This window comes from Pseudomonas sp. Y3 TE3536 (assembly GCF_053629175.1).
The window spans coordinates 4,979,476-4,998,401 of sequence record NZ_JBRJHU010000001.1; the positions used below are offsets into that span (position 1 = coordinate 4,979,476).

The 18,926-nt window shown below is 60.3% G+C and carries 12 protein-coding genes; 8 read left to right on the forward strand and 4 right to left on the reverse strand.

Going from position 1 to position 18,926, the window contains the following annotated elements; translation table 11 throughout:
* Nucleotides 1–21 precede the first annotated feature (21 nt).
* The gene (locus AB7M33_RS22555; RefSeq protein ID WP_454243656.1) at nucleotides 22–3,753 is read right to left on the reverse strand and encodes a dermonecrotic toxin domain-containing protein; all 3,732 of its coding nucleotides are present in this window, start codon (nucleotides 3,751–3,753) and stop codon (nucleotides 22–24) included.
* A 428-nt stretch (nucleotides 3,754–4,181) separates the two neighbouring features.
* Between AB7M33_RS22555 and AB7M33_RS22560 the strand changes: the two genes are divergently transcribed.
* From AB7M33_RS22560 to AB7M33_RS22590, 7 genes are all read left to right on the forward strand, one after another.
* A complete protein-coding gene (locus tag AB7M33_RS22560) occupies nucleotides 4,182–5,336 on the forward strand; it encodes a GNAT family protein (protein WP_265969056.1) in 1,155 nt (384 codons plus the stop codon).
* A 43-nt stretch (nucleotides 5,337–5,379) separates the two neighbouring features.
* Entirely contained in the window at nucleotides 5,380–6,498 is a 1,119-nt protein-coding gene (locus tag AB7M33_RS22565; protein WP_027596760.1) for a glycosyltransferase 61 family protein, read from the forward strand.
* A 410-nt stretch (nucleotides 6,499–6,908) separates the two neighbouring features.
* Nucleotides 6,909–7,085 carry an EPS-associated small membrane protein EppA gene (eppA, locus tag AB7M33_RS22570; RefSeq protein WP_077068395.1) on the forward strand — a complete coding sequence of 59 codons (177 nt, stop codon included), beginning with the start codon at nucleotides 6,909–6,911 and terminating at the stop codon, nucleotides 7,083–7,085.
* Nucleotides 7,086–7,432: 347 nt separating this feature from the next.
* Nucleotides 7,433–7,990: a polysaccharide biosynthesis/export family protein gene (locus AB7M33_RS22575; RefSeq protein ID WP_274888324.1), complete on the forward strand. Its 558-nt coding sequence runs from the start codon at nucleotides 7,433–7,435 to the stop codon at nucleotides 7,988–7,990.
* Nucleotides 7,991–8,013: 23 nt separating this feature from the next.
* Complete coding sequence (locus tag AB7M33_RS22580) at nucleotides 8,014–9,129, forward strand: hypothetical protein (protein WP_454243657.1); 1,116 nt, start codon at nucleotides 8,014–8,016, stop codon at nucleotides 9,127–9,129.
* Nucleotides 9,130–9,149: 20 nt separating this feature from the next.
* On the forward strand, nucleotides 9,150–10,709 hold the full coding sequence (locus tag AB7M33_RS22585) for a GumC family protein (RefSeq protein ID WP_099454019.1): 1,560 nt from the start codon (nucleotides 9,150–9,152) through the stop codon (nucleotides 10,707–10,709).
* An 11-nt stretch (nucleotides 10,710–10,720) separates the two neighbouring features.
* Complete coding sequence (locus AB7M33_RS22590; RefSeq protein WP_027596764.1) at nucleotides 10,721–11,527, forward strand: CpsD/CapB family tyrosine-protein kinase; 807 nt, start codon at nucleotides 10,721–10,723, stop codon at nucleotides 11,525–11,527.
* Between the two features lie 714 nt (nucleotides 11,528–12,241).
* Here the strand turns inward: AB7M33_RS22590 and galE are convergent.
* From galE to AB7M33_RS22605, 3 genes are all read right to left on the reverse strand, one after another.
* Nucleotides 12,242–13,210, reverse strand: a complete 969-nt coding sequence (gene galE / locus AB7M33_RS22595) for a UDP-glucose 4-epimerase GalE (RefSeq protein WP_454243658.1) — start codon at nucleotides 13,208–13,210, stop codon at nucleotides 12,242–12,244.
* 108 nt (nucleotides 13,211–13,318) lie between these two features.
* On the reverse strand, nucleotides 13,319–15,925 hold the full coding sequence (locus AB7M33_RS22600) for a cellulase family glycosylhydrolase (RefSeq protein ID WP_454243659.1): 2,607 nt from the start codon (nucleotides 15,923–15,925) through the stop codon (nucleotides 13,319–13,321).
* Complete coding sequence (locus AB7M33_RS22605; RefSeq protein ID WP_085273379.1) at nucleotides 15,925–17,451, reverse strand: O-antigen ligase family protein; 1,527 nt, start codon at nucleotides 17,449–17,451, stop codon at nucleotides 15,925–15,927. Before AB7M33_RS22605 ends, AB7M33_RS22600 begins: the two co-directional genes overlap by 1 nt.
* Before the next feature lie 94 nt (nucleotides 17,452–17,545).
* Between AB7M33_RS22605 and AB7M33_RS22610 the strand changes: the two genes are divergently transcribed.
* On the forward strand, nucleotides 17,546–18,922 hold the full coding sequence (locus tag AB7M33_RS22610) for an oligosaccharide flippase family protein (RefSeq protein WP_238211729.1): 1,377 nt from the start codon (nucleotides 17,546–17,548) through the stop codon (nucleotides 18,920–18,922).
* Nucleotides 18,923–18,926 lie beyond the last annotated feature (4 nt).

The window sequence follows — 18,926 nt, forward strand, 5'->3', positions numbered from 1 at the left end:
CAGGCGCTTTTTCGCCGCTCTCTACAGGGGTAGGCGGAACAGATTGTGCGGCGGGTGCATCAACCACTCCTGGCGTAGCACGGGGTCAGCATCGATGGCTGCCAGACGCCGCCAGAACTCCGCGCGGGCTTGTTGCGGGCGGGCTATGAAGAAATCGTTTTCAAGCAGCGGCCTGAGGTCGCGGCGGTACTGAAGTGGCAAACGCTGCCACAGCGCAGCCTGTTCCGGGCCCGTTCCCTCGAAAAACTCTGCATAGTCCCCCTCGCACACCAGCAAATCGACTTCATGGGCGACATTGTAAGCATCGACCTGGGCCAGCATGCCTTCGCTCAGCCACTCACTTTCCAGGCACAGGGCTTCGGCGGACGGGCCGGGGAGGTTGAAATCCACCCGCAGCCGCTGGAACTGGTTGCCAGACAGGTCCAGGACGAGAGGCTCGGCAACGACGTCCAGGCCTAAGGGCAGTTCGACCAGCCCACACTCGGACAGGAACAGGGTTTTCAGGTGGTCAAGCCCGTGCAGGTCTGGCGCCTCCAGCAGCGGGTTGCCCGACAGGTCCAACACGATAAGCCCGGCGCACTGGTTCAGCGCTACCTGGTTGCGGTTGTCCCAGGTGATGCGGTTGTTGTCCAGATCAAGCCAGGTCAATCGATCGGGGTTGGCCACATGGGGCAGGGCGTCGAACCGGCAATTGGACAGTAACAAGCGTTTCAATTTGGGAAAGCGCTCCAGGAACTCTGCAGGGAGCTGGCTGAGTGAAGGGTTGCTGTGCAGCGATATGTGCTCCACATGGGTGAAGTCGTCCGGCAGGGCCAGGCTGGCCAGGTCCTGGTTTTCCAGTTCGAGGCCGGAGAGGTCGAGGCTGGCGATCCGGCCACCGCCTGCGAGTGGCACGCTCGAGAGGCGCCGCCAGGCGTTGATGATTGGGCGGATCGCCCGCTGGCGTTGGTGCGGGCGTTGAGGGGCGGGGCGGGCCCATTCCTGCAGGTTGCGGCGCAGCGTATCCAGGCGTTGTTGCAGGTCGCGCAGCCTTTGTGTCGGTGAGCGAAGGTCATTGTCTTCAGGGTCGCTGCCAAGTACATCTTCGATTTCCGAATCAGTGGCATCGGGGTACAGGCGGCGATAGGCGCCGGCCAGTGAACCTGTGTGGCGCGGGTGCGGGGCTTGTGGGGCGAGTGGGCGACCTCCGCGCAGCTGGACTGGGCGGGCGCGACGCCTGGCGCCTGGCCCCCATAGCCGTTGTGCAAGGTCATCTCGGTTGTCGTTGACCCAAGCCAGGACGCGCTGGCGTAACGTACGCCCATCGGCCTGGACGATCGCCAGCGCGTCGCGTTGGCTGTGCGGCAGTACCTGCTCCACAGCGCGGCACAGGTCCAGGTCCCGCGTGGCGGGGGCAGGGCGCGGCCCCAGGTCAGCCTCATAACCTTCTGCGCTTTTGATCACCCGGCAGACACGGCCTGCTGAGCTGCTGCCGATATGTTCAAGCAGAGGGCCCTCGGGGCTACCCGCACGCAGTTCCAGGCGCACATCGCGCGGCCAGTCGGGCAGGCCATCGAGGGCATTGAACAGCAGGCGTTCGCTATCGGCACCGGCCCGAGCGGGAACGAGCACGCCTTCCACGGCACGTATCAGAGGCAGTTCGCTGTGCGTGTGTTCAACCTGCTGACGCAGCCAGGCCGGTAACACCGCGTCGTTTTCCCAAGCGAGGGATTGCGCGGCGCTCAGGGGCGCCAGCAGACGCCTGGCGAGTACGGCCGACAGGCGAGGGTAGGCTTCCAGCAACCTGCGTGTTGCCGGTTCGATGGGCGCATCGCCGTTATACAACCGTTCGAACAGGTTGCCCGGCGCGTCGCTGCCCAGCGCAACCACCTTCGCTTGCGCGGCCATACGTTGCAGGGTGTCGAGCAGCAAAGCCGGTGGCGGCTGCCCTTCGAGGTGCACGCGGCGCAGGTACGCGGCATCGGTCCCACACATGCGGCCAGCCAGCTCAAGTTGTTCGGGTGTGAACGCTGCGTAGTTTTCCCCCAAGCGGCGAGCCAGTATTGCGAAGGACCACTGTGATGGCTGTTCATGGCTGGCGCGCCAGGCACCCTGTTCGTTGTGTTCCAGAGGCGGCTGCCAAGCGTCCTGCGCGTGTGGGTGCACAAGCCGCCACTGCTGTGTCTGCGTGTCCAGGCGCTGTTCGTAGAGGTGGCCATCCATGCGAATGAAATACCGGCCATCGTGCAGGTACTGGCCTTGAGCATTGGCGTGCACGCTCTGCGGCAAGTCCAGGGGGCTGCGATAGGGTGTGAGGTCTGCCTGCCAGAGCCGGTAGCGGCCATCGGGCTTGCGAACTTCCTGCAGGCTCTCCAGCAGCGGGCTTTTGAACAACTTCGGCACCACGTGGCCAGCGACCACCAGCCCGCCGATCAGGGCCAGGTTCAGGCCGACCGCCTCCAGGTGACGCAATGCCAGGTGGCGGTCACCCTGATGCCAGGCCTCATAGCCTTCGTACACTTCGCCAAGCAGTTGGCACGCTGTCACCGCCAGCATCAGCGTGCCCACGGCGGGGATGAAGAAGCCGGCCAGGTTGAGCGCGTCCATGCCGAGGTCTTCCCACGCTTGCTGGCGGTTTGCCCGCGCCGTGGCGTCGGCTTCGGCGGTCGGCACCGCCAGCTGGCGAGCTTCGCGTTTGAGGCGGTCAAGGTGCAGCGCCTGATAAAAAGCAAAAGGTTCCTCGGTGATTGCCAGCCGTGTGGGGCGCAAATCCGCCTCAGGGGCCCGCTGCCATGCCTTGTCGTTGGCAGAAGCGCCTGAGGCGTCAAGGTTTTGGTGCAGCAAGTCAAGAAAGTGTTGCTGCTGACCCTGCTCCACGTACGCCATGAACGCCTGCCGGTCGGTGGGTTCCAGCAGCAGGGCCGCCAGTGCCTCATGCACAGCCTCAAGGTCGGCGCATTGACGCAGGGCCTGGTCGTGGCCTGGCAAATAGAGCAGCAGCCCGCTGATGCCGGTGTCGATCAGCATCACCTCATGCAAGGTGATACCGAACAGCGCCAGTTGCCAGCAAGGCATCTCGTTGCCCTGCAGAAACAGGTCGACTTGGTCGCGCGCGGTGCCGGTGAGCACATGCCGTAGGTAAGCCAGGTCGGCCGCCAGGCGCAGCCTATCCTTGTACACGGCGATCGCCTGTTCGCGTACGTGTGGCTTAGCGAAATGGTGCTGCAGATGGGCCTGGTATTGCTGCCCCAGATCGAGCGAACGGCACAGTGCGGCGAAGCCAGCGGGTGTGAGCGGCAGCCGCTCCACCTGGTAGCGCTCCGACACCAGCGGGAAGTGCGCTGGGGGTGTCTGCGGGCCCAGTACTGCGGTGCCCCGTACCTGAACGGGTGTGACCTGGATCGTGTGGCTTGGTGCAATGGCGCTCTGGGCGCTGAAGCGTTCGTCATCTGCGAAGTTCTGCAGCGCGGCCTGCAGCAGCGTGTCACGACGATGACTGTTCAGGTAACGCATGCCTGCCCAATGCCAGGTGCTTTCTACCCGAAGCAGTTCGGTGCCACGAAGCGGGGCGCTGCACCCGTGTTCGGCAAGGCGTGCCGTCAGCCGGGGCTCAGCGAACGCAGTGATTTGCTCAAGCCCCTCAAGGGCCTGGGCCAAGGTGCTTTGCGAGCGCAGCAGGCGCGACTGGCTACGGTGCACGGCCTGGCGAAGATCGGGGGCGGCGTTGGCAAACCAGGCCTGCGTGTAATAGGCCGGTAGTTGGCTTTGCCTCAAACTGTGCCATTGAGACGGGGCTATTGAGTGTGCCCAGGTGGGCAATTGTGTTTCCAGTAGCGTTTGATGCGGTTCGAGCGTTGAAAGGGTTGGCATGTCGATGCTCCTTTATGAGGAGAGAGCATCAAACGGTATTGGTTAATAACCAGGTGGTAACCCGGTATTGCCTGCAACTCAACAGGCGTCATGTGTTAGCGTCACACGATCATCAAAATAAAAAGCGTTTTTTGACGTCATAAAATAGATTGGCATGCTGTCAAAGTGCCGCTTGCCAAACCGTTGCCTGGCATCTTAAATTGTTACTGAATGTGAGAGTGAAGTTTCGATAGTAATCTTTTGTATATCAGTGCGTTGGGTGTGTTAATTACAGCTAATTATGATCTTGTTCTGATCTGCCCATAGACAACATCAAAGGACGTCGAAGAAGAATGAAACAGCACTTGGCAGCGGTGGCACGAAAACTCATCTCTCCTTCGACGCGCTACGAGATCAGGCTGCTTGCCAGCCAAGTCCGTGAAGTGCTTGGCCGAGCCTGTGTCTGGCGGTGGGAGGTCGCCAGGTTCAGGCTGCAGCAGGAAAGCCCCTACGAAATCCTCTACATCGGGCGCAAGCAGCAGCGCGAGATGGCCAAGCTGCTGATTGGTGGCAAGGCTCCGGGCAACGCTCCGGTTGCCGGCAGCAGTGCAGAGCCAGACGCGTCGAACCATGTGGTGGTGGTGAGTGAAATGCCCACTACAGGGGCGTTGTCCGTGCCGCACTACCTGAGTGCCGTGGTACCACTGGGGCGAACGCTGGATGACATTACCGCCCGCTACGACAGCGAGTTGCGCCGTAGCATTCGCAAGAACCGGCCGCTTTATCAGATGAGGCAGACGCTGTCGGATGAAGAAATCGCAATGGCTGACAGCCAGTTACTGCGCCCCTATGCCACGGCCAGGCAGGGTATTCATGCTGCGCAGTTTCCCACGGACGATGTGTTCCGCATTGCCAAGAGCGTTGGGCGCCTGGACCTGATCACCTTGGGCGACGAAGTGATCGGTTGCCACCTGGGTTGTGAAGTCACGCGCGGTGGCAAGCGCTACTGGAGCACCCTGCGTTTTGGTTATAGCGAAGCGGTGTTTTCAGATGCGAAAAAACTGCGTGAGGTGAACTCCATCACCACCTTCATGGCGCTGGAGTGGGCGTTGCAACATGGCTTCGATTATTACGACATTGGCCTGTGCCTGGCGCGGCCGGATGACGGTTTGCTGAAGTGGAAAAGAAGGCGCGGTGGCGACATTGATTCGTTGGGCAACCACGCCTACCTGTTCGTGCGGCTACCCAAGACCGGGACGGCGAAATTTCTATGGGAAACGCCAATGTTCGCGGTTGAAGGCGACAAATTGACACTGCACCTGGGCTTGCCGGACGGGCCGAGCGATGAAGAGGTCGCCAGCCGGTACCACGAGATGGTCTTTGGCGGCCTGCACAAGATCTACCTCTATGGTGACAAACGTTCGGGCGAGTCGTTTATCGAGACCTTGCGCACGCGTTACGCCAATTTACAGTCGCCGCCGACGATGGAAAGGATCACATCCAACTGAGTCGTTCAAAGGCTTGTGACCACGCCACCCCGGGGAGCACTTCATGGGCAGCGATATCTCCAAATTCAGCGCACCGTCTGCCGGTAAACGGCATAAGTGGACCCTTGCCGCGTACAAGTACATGGCGCGCAAGCGGCTCGCACGTAATTCTGCCATCGACCTGAAAAGCATCGCGTCAAAAAGCTGGGATATCGCGCCTGGTGAAACAACGGTTTCCCCGGCCGCCTTCTATTTGCCCAATCAGCTGGAGCGGGTGACGGGGTGGGAGGCAAAGCGCTTTTACCCCTACGTGCATCCCGCCCGCACGATGGAGGGTGGGCTCAGCGTGGCGCAGGGCCCTACACGTGGGTACCTGATCAAGGACGTGTGGTTGGTCGATGGCGCGCTCTACAAAGGCAAGGCCAGCCACTGGTTATCCTTGAAACCGAGCACCTTCCCGCGGGTTGTGGTGGAGCACGAGATCGAGCGCGCGGCCATCTACTGCACGCAAAATGGCAACTCCTGGTTTGGCACCTGGTTGATGGAAGACTGCGTCACCTATGCCCTGGCCTGCAACGAGGGCGTACCGGTGACCACTGCGCCCTCTGCGCGCTACCCACTGTTTACCCAGGCGCCGGCTTATGAAGACTGGCTGGGCATGAAGCCCCTTCGTTTGCGCAGTGCGTTTTTCCGTGAGCTGGTGCTGTTCGACGACCAGAGCAACAACCAAAGCCGCCACTTGCGCTACCGAGCCATGGGCGAAAAGCTGCTGTCGCATGTGCCCCACGAACCACACCCCGGTGTGTTCATATTGCGTGGTGGCGACGGCGACTTGCGCTTCCTGCGCAATGAAATGGCCGTAGCAGAGCACCTGCGCACGCACAGGGGCTTTCGCATTGTCGACCCGCTGAAAACCGACGTGCCGAGCATTATCGCGGCGTGCGCCGGCGCCAGGGTGGTGGCTGGGGTCGAAGGTAGCCAGCTGGTTCATGGCGTGAACGTGCTGCAGGCCGGTGGCTCAGTATTGACGTTGCAGCCACCGAACCGTTTTGTCAGTTATTACAAATACCTGACAGACCGCGACCAGCAGCACTTTGGCTTTGTGGTGGGCATGCCGGAAGGCGATGGGTTCAGGATCGACATCGATGAGGTGGAGCGCACCCTGGATTTGATGCCGGTGTAGCTACCGGCCAAGCCTCAGGTAAACGCGCCAGATTTCGGTTCGGAAGGCCAACCATTAGCATTTGGTTTCTCAGCGATGAAACGCAAGGGCTTGCCTCCTTCACGTCTTCGATTGATCAGAAATCACGATTGCGCCAGCCGCCGGGGTCTCCTGTGCGGCTTCTATCGCAGAAAAGTTCGCTATATCAGCGCCTTACACTTAATTGACCATTACCTGTCAGTACCGAGAAACGCCTGCAGTTTATGTGTGACGGCATTTTGACGAAGCCACCCCTTGCTCATTGAATTTTATTATGGTGTCGGATCATTGACGTAGTGTCATTGTGCCCATAAGCTCAAATCAACAGCGAGGAAGTCTCCCGCTAAACCCACCAATAAATATTTTTATTATCCTCTTTATAGGAGGGGGTTATGCGCTCGACACTGTTCATTAAATCAATCTTCTTGTTAGTGCTTTTAAGTGGCGCTGCCCGTGCTGCTGATTCGTATGTCAATCAAAACAGTGTCATTCCTGTCGCAACGGCAGGGTGGTTCTTCGCTTTTGCAGTCATCGGTTTTGTTGCCGTTGCCAATAGAAGAAAGATTTAAACGTTCTCGCGTGGCAAAGGTAATAGGGGGCTTTAACAGTTGATCAATTACGGGGCTTTTTGGGGTTGTCGGTAAATTGACGTCTGAGGTTTGTTGTTGATGGCTTCGCAGCTGCTGACAGCTTGTCAATTTTCCAACTGTTGCTATATTCCAGTGGCGACTCATCGCCATTAGCCGTAGGGTGTCGCAGCGGGCGGGTCAGGCAGGGTGTCGAGGTGTCAAGGTACAGGGCCTCCAGGAAGGTTGAGGCCATCGCAGCAGGCAGTGCGGTTGCGAAGTGGAGCGAGAGTTGGTGTGCCGTTCTCATTCAGTGCTCTTTGTCAGGCCAGTAGGCCGGAGGGACCCTCATGGTACGTTCATTGTGTTCCGCTTTTTGCGTGCTGATGCTGTGGTCTGGTACCGGCAACGCGGTCGAAAATAGCGCAGCTTATCGGCTCAGCCCTGGCGATGTGGTGATGGTGTCCGTCTGGCAAGAGGAGAGCCTGCGTCAAGAAGCCACCGTGCTACCCGATGGCAGTATCACCTTCCCCTTGGCAGGGCGGATCGATGTCGCCGGCCTTGATGCCACGGCCGTTGAAAAACAGGTCGCTGCCAAACTCGAAAAATTCCTCCCCGACCCGAACGTCAGCGTTGTCGTCAAAAGCATCGCCGGCAACCTTGTGTACGTGCAGGGCAAAGTGATCAAGCCAGGGCCCGTACAAATGGCGGGGCCCACGGCCGTATTGCAGGCCTTGAGCATGTCGGGTGGTTTGGACAAATTCGCTGACGAAAGCGACATCAAGGTGGTTCGCGGCCAGGGGGCTTCCCAACGGATTCTGCCCGTGAGATATAAGGACCTGGTTTCCGGGCGTGACATGTCCACCAACATTCAACTTCAGGCTGGCGATACGCTGGTCGTTCCTTGATCTTGCCTTAATAAGAACACTTAATGCCTCTTCTTAGAACAACTAGCATTGCAACGGCAATCATGGTCTTGCCGTTTACGGACGCGGTCCAGGCAGCAAATTGGCAGTCATCGGTGGTGGTACCGACCTCGGTCGAATACGACAGCAACCCGTTGTTGCTGTCGTCTGAAGAAAAGGGTGTGACGCGCACCATCATTGCGCCCGACTACACCCTTGTCGGTACCTTTGACCGCGACGAATTACGGTTGGGTCTTGGCATGCACGTGTTGCGTTCTTCAGACACGGACATCGTCGACGACCGCGAAGACCCCAATGTAAGCCTGGGCTGGCAACGCGACACCGAGAAAGGGCGTTTTGGCCTGGTGGCTCAGTACAACGAAAGCTCTACGTTGTCCGGCATTGTCCAGGACACCGGTGTGGTAACCACCGACGGCACGCAGAAGCTGTATACGCTGGCAGGTAATTGGAGCAGCGCCATCACCGCCCGCAGCACGTTGTCCAACGAAACCAAGTACAGCCGAGCGCGATACGACATCAACACGCTGACCGGCTACAACGAGCTGGGCAACGTGACAACCTGGACCTACGCCTGGAGCGAGCGGGCCGATGTGTATACCCGGTTTGGGGTGAGGCGCTATGAGCCCGAACAGGACCTTACTGCGACCGCCTCTAACAGCTACACCCCTGCAGTTGGGGTGAAGTATCAGTTCTCCGAGCGCCTGAGTGCCGATGCGCACGTTGGCGTCAACCAGGTGTCCGGCTCTGAAGGCGGTCGGCGCGGGGAGGGCGGGGCCTCGCTGCTGTATACCGGGGTGCGTTCCGACCTCAGCTTAAGTGCCGAACGCAGCACGGTCGCCAGCGCGGAGGGTGGTTTTGCCGAGCTCGACATGGTGCGCGGTATTTACAGTTACGCGGTCAACGAGCTGACCCGCGTCGGCGCCGATGCCACTTGGCAAGACAGCAAAGGGCAAACACCCAACACACTGCAAATGTACAGTGTCTGGGCCAGCCGGGAATTTTCGCCTTTTTGGGATCTGCGCCTATCGTTGATGTACAAGGAGCGGCGGCAGGACGATGCACCCACTGCGGACGCAACAATTGTTGGTTTGACGTTGACGTATAGGTACCCCGACCTCTGAACTTCAGCCTGGTGGCCTTTATGAAGTCTGACTACGAGCTTTCCCTTAAAGATTACATCGCCATCATCAAGGATAGGGCCCTGTTATTAGGGATCAGTATCGTAGTCATTCTTGCCGCGACCGTGGTGGTCGCGGTCAGCGTGCCACCGATCTATCAGTCCACTGGGACCATTCTGGTGGAGTCACAACAGATCTCCCCCGAGCTGGTATCGGCGAACAACAACAGCTTTGCCGATGAGCGCATCGAGGTCATTCGCCAGCGCGTCATGACCCGCGAGAACCTGCTGCGGATCATCGACAAGTACAGCCTGTTCGCTGACAAGCGGCTCAGCGAAAGCGACAAGATCGACCAGATGCGCAATGCCATCGTGGTCGCTACCCTCAGCACGTTCGTCAGAGGGCGGGGTGAGGCCACAGTCGCATTCAATGTGTCCTTCGAGCACAAGCAAGCGCAGGTGGCCAAGGATGTCGCCAACGAACTGGTGACGCTGTTCCTCAACGAAAACCTCAAGCAGCGCACCGAGCGCGCCAACGAAACCACCGAATTCCTGACCCAGGAAGCCAACAAGCTGGGTGCCGAGCTTGCCAGCCTGGAAAACCAGCTGGCGGACTTCAAGCAAGCCCACGCCAATGCCTTGCCTGAGCACCAGTCGCTGCGCATGAGCATGCTGTCGCGCTCGGAGCTGGAGTTCCGGGAGGTCGACCGCGATTACAAGACCGCGCAAGAGGAACTGCGTTACCTGGAGCTTGAATTGTCGGCGGCCAATGCCGGCTTGACCACCAAGGCTGACGGTACCCGGCCTTCCAGTGCCGACCAGCCACAAGACCTGCCCAGCCTCAAGGCCGAGTACGCCCGGCTGCTGACCAAATACAAGGACGCGCACCCGGACGTAGTTGCGGTCAAGCGCAAGATCGATGCCCTGCAGGCCAGCGGCGGCGGCAGCAAGGCTGCGTCGTCGGTCAGCCTGGATGTGGCGCGGGTGCGTGCGCGGATTGGCGCGGCCCAGGAGCGCATCACCTCACTGGCGGAGCAAAAGCGTGAGCTGGTGAAGAAAATGGAAGGCTACGAGGCGGAGATTCTTGAAGCCCCGCAAGTGGAGCGTGGCCTGGTCACCTTGATGCGCGACCACGACAACGCGCGCAAGAAGTACGAAGAAATCCGTGCCAAGGAAATGGGCGCGAAAATTACCGAAAGCCTGGAACAGGAAAACAAGGCAGAGCGTTTTGTGCTGCTGGAGCCACCGCTGCTGCCCGAGAAGCCGATCAAACCCAACCGCAAGAAAATCGCCGCCCTGGGCCTGGTGCTGGCACCGGCAGGCGGTGGCGCGTTGGTGATGCTGCTGGAAATGCTCAATCAGCGGGTACGGGGTGTAGGGGCGTTGGAGAGCGTGTTGGGCAAGCGTGTGCTGGTGACGGTGCCCTTCATCACCACCCAGGCGGAACTGGCAAAGCGTAAACGCTGGCGCAACCTGCTGATCCTGGCGGTGCTTGTGCTGATTGCTATGATGGTAGTGCTGGTGCACGTGTTCTACATGCCGTTGGATGTGTTGCTGTTCAAGGCTATGGCGCGGTTTGAATAGGGAAAGCAGTGATGGACAGGATCAAGCCGGTAGTTGGCAATGGTATTCATCAAGTTTCTCCAGGTGCTGCCCAGGCACCGCAAACCGCCCACGGGGCGGAGCCTCCAGAAGTGCCAGGGCAATTCGATTACGTGAAGACCAAGGTGGTGCCGTTGCGTGCGGAGCACCTTGAGCGCAATCGGATTGTCGCGTTCAACAAGAACTCGAACATGAGTGGGCCGATCGACCTGTTGCGCACGCAGGTGCTGCAGGCGATGGAGGAAAACGGCTGGCGTACCTTGGCCATCACCTCGCCAACACCCGAGGCGGGCAAGACGGTGCTGGCGATCAACCTGGCCATGAGCATCGCGCACCACACGACCAAGACGGCGCTGTTGGTGGACTTCGACCTGCGTCGCCCCAAGGTCGGCAGCAGCCTGGGCTTGCCGATGGAAAAGGCCCTCAACGAGTTGCTGTCTGACCAGGCTGGGCTGGAAGAGGTGCTGGTCAACCCGACGTTGCCGCGTTTTGTCGTGCTGCCGACGCGGGTGCCTATTCCGATGTCTACCGAAATGCTGTCCTCCCCCCGGGTGAACAACCTGATCAGCGACTTGCGCAGCCGCTATGAGTCGCGCATCTGCATTTTCGATTTGCCGCCATTGTTGAGCTCGGACGATGCAATCACCGTGATGCCCAAGTTCGACTGTGTGTTGTTGGTCGTCGGCAACGGCATGAACAGCAAGCAAGAGATCGAGGAATGCCTGCACCACCTGGCGACAGTCAACCTGATTGGTACGGTGTTGAACAAGGCGGATGAAAAACCGCGCACCTATTACTGAGCTATTCACTATCGGGGTAGGAGCAGCCTTGTGCTGCGAAGAGGCCGGTGACAGCAGCGAAGATTCGCTGTGTTTTCACCGGCCTCTTCGCAGCACAAGGCTGCTCCTACACCCGATAGTGAATAGCCGCATGATTAGGGCCGATGCCACGGGTACTGCAACTCCCACCCCCAGGCATGCGCCACGATCTGCTCCGCCAGGCCATTGCTCAGGTTGAACGCCGTGCTGGGGCCGCCAGCGACCAGGCACGGTGTTGAACAAGGCGGATGAAAAGCCGCGCACCTATTACTGAGCTATTCACTATCGGGGTAGGAGCAGCCTTGTGCTGCGAAGAGGCCGGTGACAGCAGCGAAGATTCGCTGTGTTTTCACCGGCCTCTTCGCAGCACAAGGCTGCTCCTACCCCCGATAGTGAATAGCCGCATGATTAGGGCCGATGCCACGGGTACTGCAATTCCCCCCAGGCATGCGCCACGATCTACTCCGCCAGGCCATTGCTCAGGTTGAACGCCGTGCTGGGGCCGCCAGCGACCAGGTACGGTGTTGAACAAGGCGGATGAAAAGCCGCGCACCTATTACTGACTATTCACTATCGAGTGTAGGAGCAGCCTTGTGCTGCGAAGAGGCCGGTGACAGCAGCGAAGATTCGCTGTGTTTTCACCGGCCTCTTCGCAGCACAAGGCTGCTCCTACCCCGATAGTGAATAGCCGCATGATTAGGGCCGATGCCACGGGTACTGCAACTCCCACCCCCAGGCATGCGCCACGATCTGCTCCAGCGATGCATACGCTGGCCGCCAACCCAACACACTCATCGCTTTGCCTGCATCCGCCACCAACCTGGGCGGGTCACCCGCGCGGCGGGGTGCATCGAGTGTGTGGATCTGCCGGCCCGTCACTGTGCGGGCGGTATCGATCACTTGCTGCACTGAAAAGCCCAGGCCATTGCCCAGGTTGAACGCCGTGCTGGGGCCGCCAGCGACCAGGTAGTCGACCGCCAACGCATGTGCCGAAGCCAGGTCGGCGACATGCACATAATCACGAATACAGGTGCCATCGGCGGTGTCGTAATCCCGGCCAAACACCGTGACCGCCTCACGCCTGCCAGCGGCCGCCTGGAGGATCAACGGTATCAGGTGGGTTTCCGGCTCATGGCGCTCGCCCAGCTCCCCGTCAGGGTCAGCCCCTGCGGCGTTGAAGTAGCGCAGGCACACCGACTTCAGCCCGTAAGCACGGTCGAAGTCCTCGAGTATCTGCTCGACCATCCACTTGCTGAGCCCATAGGGGTTGATCGGTGCCTTGCCATGCGCCTCGTCGATGGGCACATACAGCGGGTTGCCGTAAACGGCTGCGCTGGAGGAAAACACCAGCCGCTTGATGCCCGCATTCACCATCGCCTGCAGCAATGTCAGGGTGGCCGCTACGTTGTTCTGGTAGTACTTGCCAGGGGCGCAAACCGACTCGCCCACCTGAATGAACGATGCGAAGTGAAAGACCGCATCGAAGTGGCACTCGGCGAACAGCACATCCAGCGCCGGCTCGTCGGCAATGTCGAGCTTGGCCCATTGCACCCCAGGCCCTGGCGACACAAGGTCCGCCACCACCACATCATGGCCCGCGGCCAGCAAGTGCTTGACCATGTGCGAGCCGATATAACCTGCGCCACCGACAACCAGAAACTTCATCCGTGCCTCCTGGACTCTGCTGTTGTACAGACGCCGCGGGTCGTCCCTGAATCGAACAGGTGGGAGTATCAGCTACAGGTCTCTTGAGACTGTAGATGGCCAAATGCCCTATTTCAAGAACAGCCAGTTGGACATGTACTGGCCATCGAACGTGATCACATAGCGCCCGTTCTGGTACGCCACTGGCAATTCCTTGAGTTGCGCTTGTGCATCGCGCGCGAACAGTTTCAGGCCGGCCGCTGCCTTGATGGCCAGCGTGCCTTCGAAGGGCTCGACATTGAACGGTGTCTTGTCGTCGGCCTTGGGCACGGCCCGGGTGCCCAGTGAGATCAGCAGGCTGCGAGCCTGGCCCAGCGGTTTGGCATCCAGGCTCTGCACGACGACACTGGCATAAGGCGTCTTTGCCTGTACCTCGACCTGCCCAAGGTTGAGGGTTCGACCGCCCAGCCAGCCGGTCGCCGCCTGGGTCAGGGGGGTATCGATGGTGTAGAGGCCTTGTTGCCAGTTGCGCTTGAGCTCCCCGGTATCGGTTACCGACTCGGTGGCGTCAGGGGGCAGCAACGATTGGGCAGGGTCACGCAGCACTTGGGCATCGGCCGGGATGATGCTGGGTTTCAGCCAGGGCAACTCCGGCGTCTGCGGCATGGAGATCTGCAGCCTGCCTTTTTCCATGGCGGTGCGCAGCAGCAGCGAGTTGCGCGGCGTGATGTCCTGGTTGAACAAGGTGGCGGGTGTTGGCGCGAAGACGTAACGGGTGGTGGCTTGCTGCACGTCCGCACGGCGATAGAGCAGGGCAGCCGCGGGGAGCGTGGCCAGCATGGCTGGGTCGTTGTACGCGTGCCAATTGTCTGCCGTGCGCCAACCGCTGTTGAAGGCCTGCTGGCTGTAGGCATATTGCATCATGGCGTCCCAGCCTTGGTGGCTGGCCGTGCCCGCCACATACAGGGGCAGCGAGTGGCGGTCGGGCAGTGGGAAGGGTTCGGCGTTCCATTCGGTGACCGTCAGGGGCAGGCCGACGACCTGGGCCGCGGCAATCCAGTTGATCATCCCGTCGCTGGTCAGCGGGTTCTTCTCGAGCTGGCCGATGGCGCCGTAGCTGTGCGCATCGATCACATCGCCCGAGGTCAGCGCGGGCAGCGCGCTCAGGCCATTGCCGCCCCAGGTGCTGGTGGTGGCAATGGGTACCTTGACCCCCAGACTGCGCAGGTGCGCAATCATGTCGACATCGAAACGGCGTTCCAGATCATTCAAGAAGAGCTTCGACGGGCCATGTTCCCAGGCGCGCCAGGTGCGGTCTGCAGGCAGGTCATTGCGCTTGGCGAAGGCGTCTGCCTGCTCCTGGTAAAGCTTGGTATGTGCGGGGACTTTTTTGTCCGGCATCATGGCGTTGCCGTAGTGCTGGGTGATGTCGTTCTCGTTGGTGATCAAAACCGCAGCAATGGCCGGGTCGTCTTTGTAGGCAAGGCCGGTGTAGGGGTTCACATGGGTCATGTACTGCTCAATAAAGTGTTTCATGGCCTGTTGAATGCTCTGGTTCACATAGGCGTAGCCTTTAAGGTCGACCCTGGGCTCGCCCTTGGCCAGCTCATCGAAATCTTCGATGTTGTCATTGGCGGTAAGGGCGCGCTGTACGTGCATGTCGAGCCAGACGTAGATGCCCTCGTCCTTGAGGCTTTTGACCCACAGGTCGATCTTGCGCAGCGACTCGGCATTGAGCTGCTGAGTATCGCGAATCAAGGTGCCGTCGCCAAACACGTTCGGGCTGACCCACGGGGAGTCGTGGTGGTGCAGCCGGACGAGGTTGAAGCCCAGTGCCGACAGGCGTTTGGCCTGTTTGATGATTTCCTCGTCTGGTGTCTTGAACAACGAGTACGCAGACAGGTTGGTGCCCCAGAAACGCACGGGGGTGTTGTCCTCGAACGCCAGTTGCTCGCCGGAGGCCTTTACAAAGCCGCGCTTGCCTGCTGGTTTCTCGGATGCGTTGAGAAAAGACAGGTCGACCGGCGAGGTTTGCCAGTCAAGCTGGTCGTCGGGCCACTGCGCGGGGTCTTGCAGGCCAAAGCGCTCGGTGGGGGTTGGGCCCAGCTCGATATCGCCCGTCACGTTCAACGTCGCCTTGATCTGCTGCTGGCCGGCGCTGATGGGGTCTTTGTAGAAGAACGCGCGGATCTCGGCATTGCTACCCGGTTCGAAGTACACCTTTGCCAGTGCAGGTTCGAAGCGCATCTCGATGCGCCTGCCTTGCGCATCTTTGCCCCAGGACCAGCCACGGTTGTCGGGCAACAGCACGGGCGCGCCCATCTCCCCATTGAACAGGGCCGGGTCGAACTGGAAAACGATGCCGCCGCCCATCACGTTGGACTGCCTGCTGTGTGCGGTCAGGTCGAACGCCCAGGTCAAGGTTTGTGTTTGCGGCTTGCGGATATCCGCCGTCAGGTCGAAGTCCAACTGCTTGTTCTTGCCCTGCAGGGTGTAGCTGTAGGGCGCATTGACCTTCATGGCAGTGTAGAAGCCAGTCCAGCTCCAGTTAGCCGCCCAGAAGTCGAACTTGGCTTTCATCACCTGCCCGCCACCGCGTGTCACGCTGGGCAGACCGTTTTGCTCTTCGACGCTGACGACCCACCCGGAGGCCCAGCCAGCCTGGGACATGACGGCCAGGCCAATGAACAGGGATGCCCGCATGAAGGGGCGCAAAGGGAAACGGCTCATGGGCATCACCTGATTTGAAGGCCGGCAGCGGGAAGGTCGCTGGCCTGGCTGGAACGGAGCCTGCGCACCCGCTGTATGTAGGCCACCCCAAGCCCTGCGACCGACCAGTACACGGTGGGGATGATAGTGATGCTGCTGACGGTGAAGATGATCACCAGGATCCCCACCAGCGTCGCCAACAGCGCCCGGCCCAGTTGCCGTTGCTCGTCATCCTTGTCGGGGAACGCGCGCATGGCCTTGCGGATGCCCAGCAACACGGTGACGAAAAACGCCACGAACAGCGCGAGCCCGACCAACCCGACCCGCAGGGCCAGGCTGACGTAGGTGTTGACGATGTCGATAATGCCTTCCCCCTGAATCATCGACTGCATTTCAGGGGTGTTACGGAAGTCGAACGAACCGAACAAGGGGTTACGTTGGATTACGATCCAGGAGTTGTCGATCAAGCGTTCCCGGTAGGTGATGTTCTCTTTTTCGATATTGCCGATGAAAGGCAACAGGTCCAGCACCTTGTCGCCCCCAGGTAGCACAGTCAGCAGCGGCAGTGCCAGTACGCCGGCGAGGGCAAGCACGGTCAGGCGCTTGATGGCGCCTTTGCCCATGGCAATGAACACCACGACGATGACCACGGCGCCAATCCAGGGGCCGCGGGACAACGGCGCGAAAAGCCCGGCCGCCAGCAGCAGGGCGCCGAGCACCCGCTGCAGCTGGCTGCGCACATAGCCCTGGACGAACAGGTACAGACCGATGGCCACACTCATCACGTAGCCCAGTGCAATCGCCTGCCCGGTGGTGGCGCTGGCGCGCAATGAGCCGCCACGGCTCAGGTAGCCGGACATGCTCCACTGCACGCCCATGGCATCGATCAGGGCGTTGTACAGCAGCCAGTGGCGGACGAACTCGGCAACGCCGATCAGTGCCAGGACGAAGGATGCCAGCACGAATGCCAGCATGGCGTCCTTGAAATCGCTGATTTCCTTGAGCCCTCGGCTGGCGACGTAGTAGGGCAAGAACACATCGACATACAGGTAGAGCGCCTGGCGCAAGGTGTCGGTCAGGGTGGTTTCACGCAGGTACAGCACACTCATCAGCACCAGGCTGGCCGCCAGCAGCTTGTCGGGCCAGGTGCGGCCGAAGCGCAGGGTATCGCTTTGCCTGCTCAGGGCCAGCGCTGCCGGCAGCAGCACGCACAGCGTCAGCAGGCGAACATGGTTGAGGTCGACCAGGTAGTTGACCACGCCAAACCCGGGTATTTGCACCGAGGCCGGCGGAATCAGGAACAGCAACATGAAAAACAGCGCCATGGCATTGCGTTCGCGCCGCCCGGCGATGTACATGATGAGCCCGGCAGCGGCCACGTACACCCAGAAGCTGTGGGAGGCGAAGGCCACCAGCGTCAGGACGAACCACAGGTTACGCCGGCGCTTGAAGTCGCTGTAGGGGATGAGGTCTGTCGCCGGGCGGCGCGCCATGACAAAAACGACGCCTGCCAGAAACAGAATGACGATCAACGCACGAAAATGTTCAGGCATTGGCTAAGGACACCTTTCCCTTGGTGGGCACGGCTAGCATCATGGCTAATTGAAACTATAGTGACTTTTAGCCAATCAGTCAGAGATTGAAGTCATGCCGTCGATTGATGTGTCAGCCTCCGCGAGCCTGCGCAAGCGCGCACTGAAGGCCGGGTCATGGAACCTGGTGTCGCTGGTGGCGTCACAGGTCATGCGCCTGGGCGGCAACCTGATCATGGCCCGTTTGCTGCTGCCGGAAATGTTCGGTGTGATGGTCATCGCCACCACGGTTTCGGTACTCCTGCACTTGCTGTCCGATGTTGGCCTGCGCCAGAACATCATCCAGAGCCACCGGGGCGACGACCCCGAGTTTCTCAATACCGCCTGGACCGTCCAGATCATCCGCGGCTTCGTGCTGTTTGCCCTGACCTTGCTGCTGGCCGCCGCCTCCTGGTTCGCGCAGCTGGCCAACCTGTGGCCGGCGGACTCCACTTACGCCGCGCCCGAGCTGCCGATGGTGCTGGCGGCGACTGGCCTTTCGGCCATCATCTGGGGATTCCAATCGACCAAGATAGATGTCGCCGTACGAACTTTCCAACAGAAGCGCGTGGTATTGGTGGACCTGGCCTCGCAAGTGGTCGGTTTGATCGCGATGCTGGTGATCGGTTATTTCACCCGGTCGATCTGGTCGCTGGTGATCGCCGGCCTGGTCAGCGCCCTGGCGGGTACCTTGCTGGGGCACCTGGCGCTGGAAGGGCCGAACAACCGCCTGCAGTGGGACCGAAGCGCGCTGAACGAGCTGATTGTGTTTGGCCGCTGGATTCTGCTGTCGTCGATGGTCGGCGTACTGGCCATGTACGGTGACCGGATCTGGTTTGGTGCGAGCATGACAGCGGGGCAGTTGGGGGTGTACTCGATTGCCGTGCTGATCCTCGGGTCCGTGCAGACCGGGTTGCTGAAACTGGTGGGCTCGGTGGCGCTGCCCGCGTTCAGCGAAGCCGCTCGGGAAGGTGACAAGGCACGCCTGAAGGCGCTGTACTACCGTTTCAGGTTGCTGGTCGACCTTGTGATGCTGTTCGCCTGCGGGGTGTTCCTGACCGCCAGCCCGTTGTTGATCGGCTGGATGTACGACGCGCGCTACACCGAGGCGGGGACGATTCTTGCGATTCTTTCGCTGTCGTTCTTCACGCTGCGCTATACCTTGGCACATCAGATATGGATTGCCCTGGGCCTGACGAAATACCAGGCCATGGACAACATCATCCGGCTAGTCTCGTTATGGGGGTTGTTGCCACTGCTGCTGGCCATTGGCGGTGTTGACTACGCAATCTGGGGGGTGGCCCTGCATACCTTCCCGACGTTGCTGTTGATCGTCTACGTTAACTGCAAGCTGGATATCTTCAGTGTCAAACGCGAGTTGGTGGTACTGCCGATGGTGGCCGTGGGGGCACTCTGTGGGCTGTTGGCGACCCGTTTCTTCGAGTGGCTGTGATGAG